Here is an 8,221-nt window from a genome sequence, read left to right on the forward strand (position 1 = left end):
CTCGCGCGCGGCGGGCAGCGCCTCGGGGCGGATGGCGCGGTAGCGTGAGAACCCCTGACGTGCCCGCGGGGCCGCCGGGTCGGCATAGCGGGTGATGGTGGCGGCCAGCGCCTGTTCGACCTGGGCCAGCACCGCGCGGGCCGGGGCATAGTCGCGGTTGAATTTCAGGTCTTTCACCGCATCGGCATAGGTCGCGCGATAGCAGTCATAGCGGTAGACATCCGGCAGCGCCTGGCGGCAGGCGGCGACGCCGCGCGTGAGGGTCCAGGTCAGCCGGTTGGTGGTCTGCTCGCTAAAGCCGGAATTGCCGTAGCGGGCGCCGGCGCCCTCGGCAAGGGCGGCGGCGGGCAGCAGGATAACAATGAGGACGCGCAGGAAAGTTTTCATGGGAATCAATCCGGGTGGCGTGGGCAATGGCAAAAGGTACCACGCCGGCGGCGATTTCGAAGGAGAGCCAAGTCACAGTTCTGTGCGTGATCTGCCGCCGCAGCCGGCTGTCCCGGCGGGGACGGGGGTAACCGCCTGAATTCAAACATGGTGGCGTTAACGCTGCCGGAAGGTCAGGCGCGGTGGGCCGGCACGGTGAGCGGGTGCGCGCGTATGGCCTGCGCTGTGGCGTCGCGGACGCTTGTACCGAGCCGGGCGCATCCCCAGATCGAGTGCATCGACTGACCGAGGAGATTTTCCATGAAATGCCCGATCGACGGAACGCAGCTGATGATGACCGACCGCAGCGGGGTCGAAATCGACTATTGCCCGCAATGCCGCGGCGTCTGGCTAGACCGGGGCGAGCTGGACAAGATCATCGAGCGCAGCGCCGCCCAGCCCACGCCGCAGAGCGGGTTTGACGACCGGCGCAGTTACGATGAGCGGCGCGGTTACGAGGACAAGTCGTATAAACGCAAGAAGCGCAGCAGCTTTCTGGACGACTTGTTCGACTTCTGAGCGGCCGCAGGGGCGACGTGGGGCCGGAGGGTTCGTCTGGGCCTGGTCGGCTTAGTGGACGCAGATCGCCTCGTGGCTGGCATCGCGCATCAGCCGGTCGAAATCGCTGCCCTTCATCTTGACCAGCGTCTTGTGATCGCCGGCTTCGAACCAGACGGTGTCGAGCCCCGACAGGCTGTTGTCGATGATGGTGGGCAGGCCGTAGGCAGCGCCGACGCAGGGCGCGGCGCCATGGGCGCAATCGTCGAACACCGCATCCATGTCCTCTTCGGCAGCCAGCCCCAGCGGGTTGTGCAGGATCGCCTGCAGGGCGCGCAGGTCGACCTGGTGGTTCGACGGCACCACCGCCAGCATCGGCCCGGCCTCGCGATGGATCAGCACCGATTTGGCCAGGTGATCGCCGGGCACATGGGCGGCCTGGGCGCATTCGCTGGCGGTGGCGGCATAGGGATGGTCAACAGTGCCGTAAGGCAGGCCCGTCGCATCGAGATGGTGTTGCAGGCGTGAAGCAATGGTCATGGCGTCCTCCAGTCAGGAGGCGCCCCAGCGCGCGGGCGCCGGGGCGCCCAGGGTGCATGTCAGGGTTTCAGTCTGCGCCGGTTTGGGTGAGTCGGGCAAGGTTGCGGGCGGCGTGCGACGAACCTGTCAAAGGCTGCCGCACGTGGGCTTGACCAATGGATTGCACCATCAAGCCAAGCGCCGGGTGAGGCCGAAAGCCGGTGCTCACTGGTGGCAAAATCCGTCGATGGAATGGCCCGGGCGGTCGCCCGGGCCGCAAGACACCCGCTTAGCCGGGGTTCTTGGCATAGCGCAGATAGGGCAGCTTCTTGTCCAGCTTGCCGAATTTCTGTTCCGCGGCGGCGTCGTCCAGCGCCAGCGCTACGATCACGTCCTGGCCGGCGATCCAGTTTGCCGGGGTGGCCAGCGGCTGCTGCCAGGTGCGCTGCAACCCGTCCAGCGCGCGCAGCACCTCGGCAAAGTTGCGCCCCACGGTCATCGGATAGGTCATGGTCAGCTGCAATTTCTTGTCCGGGCTGATGATGAATACCGAGCGTACCGTGGCGCTGTCGGCAGGTGTGCGGCCATCAGGCAGGTAGGCATCGGCCGGCAGCATGTCGAACGCCTTGGACACTTTCAGCCCGTCATCGGCGATGATCGGAAAGTCGGGCGAGGCGCCCGCCACGCTGGCGATATCCGTCTTCCATTTCTTGTGGTCGGCAACGCCGTCGACCGAAACGCCCATCACCTTGGTGTTGCGCTTGGCCCATTCATCGGCCAGCTGCGCCACAGCACCGAATTCGGTGGTGCAGACCGGGGTAAAATCCTTGGGGTGGGAAAACAGGATCGCCCAGCTGTCGCCGATCCAGTCATGGAAGCTGATGCTGCCTTTGTCGGTTTCAGCAGTGAAATCTGGTACGGTGTCATTGATACGCAAACTCATCTCTGGGTCCCCCTCTGGTTTGAAACGACTCGCGTCGACTACAACCTAGTCTCTTGCGGGGGACGTTAAAGCCCTCTCTTGCCCCTTTGGCCAGCGAGTGACAGAGTGGCGCCGAATCCTGACCGCTCGGTCGGGTTATGTTGGGAGTGATGGAGGTAGGCATGATCGAAAAGCGCAAATTCTATATCAATGGCCAGTGGGTCGACCCCGCCAAGGCGCATGATTTCGAGGTGATCGATCCGTCGACGGAAGAGCCCTGCGCGGTGATCTCGCTGGGATCCGAGGCCGACACGAATGCGGCCGTGGCCGCCGCCAAGGCGGCGCTGCCGGGCTGGATGTACCGCCCGGCGGAAGAGCGGATCGGCTATGTCGAGAAGCTGATCGAGGTCTATAAGACCCGCGGCGAGGATCTGGCCAAGGCGATCAGCGCCGAGATGGGCGCGCCGATCGACATGGCGCGGTCGCAGCAGGTGGGGGCGGGGCTGTATCACCTTTCGAATTTCCTGCGCGCCGCCAAATCCTTCCAGTTCGAAAAGCCGCTGGGCGATCACGCCCCCAGTGACCGGATCGTGATGGAAGCGGTCGGGGTGGTGGCGATGATCACGCCGTGGAACTGGCCGATGAACCAGATCACCCTGAAGGTGGGCGCCGCCGCGGTGGCGGGCTGTACCATGATCCTGAAACCCTCCGAGCAGAGCCCGCTTTGCGCGATGATCTTTGCCGAGATGATGGACGAGGCCGGTTTCCCCGCCGGGGTGTTCAATCTGGTGAATGGCGATGGCGCCGGCGTCGGCTCGCAACTGTCCGGACATCCCGATGTCGACATGGTGTCGTTCACCGGGTCGACCCGCGCCGGCACGGCGATTTCCAAGAATGCCGCCGACACGCTGAAGAAGGTGCATCTGGAACTGGGCGGCAAAGGCGCCAACGTGATCTTTGCCGATGCCGACGACAAGGCGGTGAAACGCGGCGTGCTGCATATGATGAACAATTCGGGCCAGTCCTGCAACGCGCCGTCGCGGATGCTGGTACAGCGGCCGATCTATGACAAGGCGGTGGAGACCGCGGCCGAGGTGGCCCAGGCGGTCACCGTGGGCAGCGCCCATGACGAAGGGCGCCATATCGGCCCGGTGGTCAACGAGGTGCAGTTCAACAAGATCCAGGACCTGATCCAGAAAGGCATCGACGAGGGCGCGCGGCTGGTCGCCGGTGGCACCGGACGGCCCGACGGGCTGAACCGGGGCTATTACGTCAAACCCACGGTGTTTGCCGATGTGACCAACCAGATGACCATCGCGCGCGAAGAGATCTTTGGCCCGGTGCTGTCGATGATCCCCTTCGAGACCGAGGAGGAGGCGATCGAGATCGCCAATGACACGCCCTATGGTCTGACCAACTATGTCCAGACCCAGGATACCGCGCGGCTGGGCCGGATGGCGCGGCAGCTGCGCTCGGGCATGGTCGAAATGAACGGCCAGTCGCGCGGGGCCGGGGCGCCGTTTGGCGGCATGAAACAGTCGGGCAATGGCCGCGAGGGCGGCGTCTGGGGAATCGAGGATTTCCTGGAGGTCAAATCGGTCAGCGGCTGGGCCGCGGAATAGACTGGTCTGCCGCCACAGGCGGCGGGCGGGTGATGTGAGGACGGCCGGGGCATATCCTGCCCCGGCCGTTGCTATATCGGCCAAATGGGCCTCTGCGAATTTACCCCGCCGGCGAATGATGCTAGCACTTTGGGATGTGACAGGGTTCGCGCCGGGAACGGGTGGGTTTGGCAGACGCGAGTGCACGGGATACGAGCGCCGGTTACCGGCTGGAAGACCAGGTCGGCTATCTGCTGCGGCTGGCCAACCAGCGCCACGCGTTGATTTTTCAGGCCAACATGCTGGATGGTTTGACCCCGACGCAGTTTTCCGCGCTGGTCCGGTTGGTCGAGCTAGGCGAAAGTTCGCAGAACCGGCTGGGGCGGCTGGTGTCGATGGATGTGGCAACGATCAAGGGCGTGGTCGACAGGCTGCACAAGAAGGGGCTGGTGTCGTTGGCGCCGGACCAGACCGACCGGCGCCGCACCACCATCCGTCCGACCGAGATGGCGCTTGAGATGATCGCCGAGTTGCACGCGATGGGTTCCCAGATCTCGGAGGAAACGCTGGAACCGCTGGACGGTGACGAGCGCGCGACGTTGTTGCGGTTGCTGCGGAAGATCATTTGAGAGCGATATCGCACAAGTTCGCGGCGGTTGGTCTCGCGCGGGCGCTGTTCGGTTGACCCGCGCCTGCCGCGCGCGGATGCTGGGACGCAAGATTTTTCCGGACGGAAGAGGGCAGGATGGTCCGCCGAATTAGCGCTCTGATCGTGATCCTTGCGGCGCTGGGCATCGGGTTTGTCTATCTCGCGCGGCCGCGCGCCCCCGGACTGCTGGCCCATGATGCGGTGGCGGTGCCGGTGGGAGAGACGCTGGAGATCTATTTCACCCTGGAAAATATCGGCGGGCCGGATGCCTTGCTGGCGGCGGCATCGGCGGCGGCCGGGCGGGCGGTGATCGTGCGCCCCGAGGCGTTTGACAACACGCCGATTCCGGCCGGGTCGAGGCCGGTTTTTGCCCGGGACGGGGTATATCTGCGGCTGGAGGATCCGCAGCAGGGACTGCAGGCTGGGGCGCTGATCCCGCTGGTCCTGACCTTTGCAGAGGCGGGCGAGGTGGCGTTGAAGGCGCGGGTGGCCGGCGCGGAGGCGGCGGCGATGGACCCGCATGCGCTTCATCGGAACATGGAGATCGACAGCGGCGACAGCTCGGCCGAGCTGTCGCTGGAGGTGACCCGGCAAGCCGATGGCGAAGGCTGGGACCTGGCGGTTGAGACGCGAAATTTCGAGTTTTTCCGCCCTGACCAGCCCGAAAGCGACGTGCCGGACCGTCCGGGCCAGGGGCACGCGCATCTGTATCTGAACGGTCTGAAGCTGGGCCGGCTGTATTCCAACGGCGCAACAATCGGTGCGCTGCCGCCGGGGCGTTACACGGTGCGGGTGGCGCTGAATTCCAATCGTCACCGCCCGGTGATGGCGGGGGGCAAGCCGGTGGAGGCGCGGGCGGAGATCACCGCGCAATAGCGCGGCAGGAATCGATTGACAGGCGACAAGCGCGGTTCCTATCGTGTTTGTATGCAAACAGTAGCGGGGCAACCGGAATGGGATACGCCACGCCCGACACGCTTTCCGATGCAGTGGCCTGCCTTGGCTCGGGCCAGCCGAGTATTGTGGCCGGCGGCACCGATTTCTTTCCGGCGCTGGGCGACCGCCCGGCCCCGGCCGATATCGTCGATATCTCCCGCATTGCCGAACTGGGGCGCATCACCCGCAGCGGGCAGGGCTGGCGCATCGGCGCGGCGGTGCGGTGGCGCGATATCATCAAGGCCGATCTGCCCGCCGGGTTCGACGCGCTGAAGCTGGCCGCGCGCGAGGTCGGGTCGCTGCAGATCCAGAATGCCGGGACGGTTGCGGGCAACCTGTGCAACGCCTCTCCCGCGGCCGACGGGGTGCCGCCGCTGCTGACGCTGGAAGCGCGGGTGGAGCTGGCCTCGGCCAGCGGCCGGCGCGAGCTTGCGCTGACCGAGTTCATCACCGGGGTGCGCAAGACCGCGCTGAAGCCGGGCGAGATGGTCTCGGCGATACTGATCCCGCCATTGCCGGCACAGGCGCGGGGGCATTTCCTGAAGCTGGGGGCGCGGAAATACCTGGTGATTTCGATTGCCATGGTCAGCGCGGTGACCTGGCTGGACACAAGCGGCGCCATTGCCGGGGCGCGGGTGGCGGTGGGATCCTGTTCGGCGGTGGCGACACGGCTGCCGGGGCTGGAGGCGGCGCTGCTGGGCAAGACCGCCGCGGCGCTGGCCGGCCAGCCGGAGATCTGGAACGCGCATCTGTCGGACCTGGCGCCGATCAGCGATGTGCGCGGCTCCGGCGCCTATCGATTGGAGGCGGCGGGCGAGATGTGCCGCCGGGTGGTTCTGGCAACGCTGGGCGAAGGGGGGCGGGATGGATAAATCCGCCGCGGACTGGCCGGTTGCCTTCGTGCTGAACGCGCGTGACGTCTCGGTTGCGGCGGTGCCGGGCGAGAGGCTGTCGGACAGCTTGCGGGAAAGGCTCGGACAGCGCGACGTCAAGGTCGGGTGCAATGCCGGCGATTGCGGCGCCTGCACGGTGCTGATCGACGGTGCGCCGGTCTGCGCCTGCCTGACCGCGACGCAGCAGGCGGCGGGGCGGCGGGTGGAAACCGTGGCCGGGCTGACCGCGAGCGATCCGGTGGCGCAGCGGCTGGTCGAAAGTTTCCAGGACAACGGCGCGGCGCAATGTGGCATCTGCACGCCGGGCATGATGGTGTCGGCGGTGGCGCTGCTGCGCGACGAACCGGCGCCCGACACCGCGCAGATCGAGGAGGCGCTGGGCGGTGTGCTGTGCCGCTGCACCGGCTATCGCAAGATCATCGACGCGGTACGGGACGCGGCGGCGGGAGTCACCGGCCGAGCCGCCGGTTCGGGCGCGGTGGGCAGCGCGATCCGGCGGGTGGACGGGGTGGAGAAGATCACCGGGGCAGAGGCCTATGGCGACGATATCGCACCGCCCGGCACGCTGGCGCTGCGGGTGGTGCGGTCACCGTTTCCGCGCGCCGGCTTTGTGCTGGGCGATCTCGACGGGTTCGTGCGGGACACGCCGGGGGTTGTGGCGGTGCTGAGCGCGGCGGATGTGCCCGGACGCAACTGTTTCGGGGTGATCCCGGATTTTGCCGATCAGCCGGTCTTTGCCGAGGTTGAAACCCGGTTCCGGGGCGAGGCGGTGGCGGCGGTGATCGGCACGCCCGAGGCGATGCAGCGGTTCGACATGGCCCGCTTTCCGGTGACCTGGACCGAGCTGCCCGCGACCCTGACGGCAACGGATGCAACCTCAGCGGGTGCGCCGCAACTGCACGTTGCGCGCGCGGGCAACGTGATGTGCGGTGGCTTTGTGCAATGCGGCGATGCGCAGGCGGCGCTGGCGCGGGCGGATGTGACGGTGGAGGGGCGGTTTAACAGCGGTTTTGTCGAACATGCCTATATCGAGCCCGAGGCTGGCTATGCCACCTATGACAACGGCAAGGTCGAAATTCACGCTTGCACCCAGGCCCCGGTGATGGACCGCGAGGCGATGGCGCAGATCCTGGGCTGGGACGCCGCGCGCATCCGCATCGTGCCGACGGCGGTGGGCGGCGGGTTCGGTTCGAAGCTGGATATCTCGGTGCAGCCGTTCCTGGCGCTGGGCGCGATCAAGACCGGCCGGCCGGTGCGGATGGCCTATTCGCGCGTCGAATCGATGCAGTCGACGACCAAGCGGCACCCGTCGGACATCACGCTGAAAATCGGCGCGACGCGGGATGGCCGGATCTGCGGCTTTGACTTTCGCGGGCGGTTCAATACCGGCGCCTATGCCTCGTGGGGGCCGACGGTGGCGAACCGGGTGCCGGTCCATGCCTCGGGGCCCTATCGTATTGCGGATTACCGGGCCGAGGCGCAGGGCATCCACAGCCATTGCCCGCCCTCCGGCGCGTTCCGCGGCTTTGGCGTGCCGCAAACCGCGATTGCGCAGGAATCGCTGTTCGACGAACTGGCCGACAGGCTGGGGATCGATGCACTGGAGTTTCGCATCCTGAACGCGCTGGAGGACAACGTGCCGACCGTCTGCGGCCAGGTGTTCACCCAGGGCGTCGGCATCCGCGCCTGCCTGGAGGCGCTGGCCGCATCGTTCGAAGCACACGCGCGCCCGCATGAGGAAGGGTTGCTGAACGTCTTCGACCGGGTACAGGCGCAG

General features: G+C 66.5%; 8 protein-coding genes and 1 pseudogene. 6 read left to right on the forward strand and 3 right to left on the reverse strand.

Translation table 11 applies throughout. The annotated features are described in order from the left end of the window. Window positions 1-387: pseudogene (locus tag CVM52_RS21395) on the reverse strand (hypothetical protein); the annotation flags it as partial. Between the two features lie 300 nt (window positions 388-687). Here CVM52_RS21395 and CVM52_RS21400 point away from each other — a divergent pair. After that, a complete protein-coding gene (locus tag CVM52_RS21400) occupies window positions 688-945 on the forward strand; it encodes a TFIIB-type zinc ribbon-containing protein (RefSeq protein WP_100164420.1) in 258 nt (85 codons plus the stop codon). A 51-nt stretch (window positions 946-996) separates the two neighbouring features. Here the strand turns inward: CVM52_RS21400 and CVM52_RS21405 are convergent, their stop codons facing one another. Together CVM52_RS21405 and CVM52_RS21410 are read right to left on the reverse strand one after the other, a co-directional pair. Beyond that, complete coding sequence (locus CVM52_RS21405; RefSeq protein ID WP_100164421.1) at window positions 997-1,464, reverse strand: aminoacyl-tRNA deacylase; 468 nt, start codon at window positions 1,462-1,464, stop codon at window positions 997-999. A gap of 268 nt (window positions 1,465-1,732) precedes the next feature. Then, window positions 1,733-2,386 (reverse strand): peroxiredoxin, encoded by a 654-nt coding sequence (locus CVM52_RS21410; RefSeq protein ID WP_100164422.1) that lies wholly within the window; start codon window positions 2,384-2,386, stop codon window positions 1,733-1,735. A 161-nt stretch (window positions 2,387-2,547) separates the two neighbouring features. Between CVM52_RS21410 and CVM52_RS21415 the strand changes: the two genes are divergently transcribed. The 5 genes from CVM52_RS21415 to CVM52_RS21435 form a co-directional block, all read left to right on the forward strand. Further along, on the forward strand, window positions 2,548-3,987 hold the full coding sequence (locus tag CVM52_RS21415) for an aldehyde dehydrogenase family protein (protein ID WP_100164423.1): 1,440 nt from the start codon (window positions 2,548-2,550) through the stop codon (window positions 3,985-3,987). 167 nt (window positions 3,988-4,154) lie between these two features. Then, window positions 4,155-4,595, forward strand: coding sequence for a MarR family winged helix-turn-helix transcriptional regulator (locus CVM52_RS21420; RefSeq protein WP_240621022.1), 441 nt, complete (start codon window positions 4,155-4,157; stop codon window positions 4,593-4,595). A 116-nt stretch (window positions 4,596-4,711) separates the two neighbouring features. Continuing rightward, complete coding sequence (locus tag CVM52_RS21425; protein ID WP_100164424.1) at window positions 4,712-5,491, forward strand: copper chaperone PCu(A)C domain-containing protein; 780 nt, start codon at window positions 4,712-4,714, stop codon at window positions 5,489-5,491. Between the two features lie 77 nt (window positions 5,492-5,568). Beyond that, window positions 5,569-6,423: an FAD binding domain-containing protein gene (locus CVM52_RS21430; protein WP_100164425.1), complete on the forward strand. Its 855-nt coding sequence runs from the start codon at window positions 5,569-5,571 to the stop codon at window positions 6,421-6,423. Next, window positions 6,416-8,221 (forward strand): molybdopterin cofactor-binding domain-containing protein (locus CVM52_RS21435; protein WP_133119924.1); only part of this gene is annotated, 1,806 nt, incomplete at its 3' end. The genes CVM52_RS21430 and CVM52_RS21435, both read left to right, overlap by 8 nt.

The sequence above is a fragment of the Pseudooceanicola lipolyticus genome, assembly GCF_002786325.1.
Lineage (GTDB): Bacteria > Pseudomonadota > Alphaproteobacteria > Rhodobacterales > Rhodobacteraceae > Pseudooceanicola_C > Pseudooceanicola_C lipolyticus.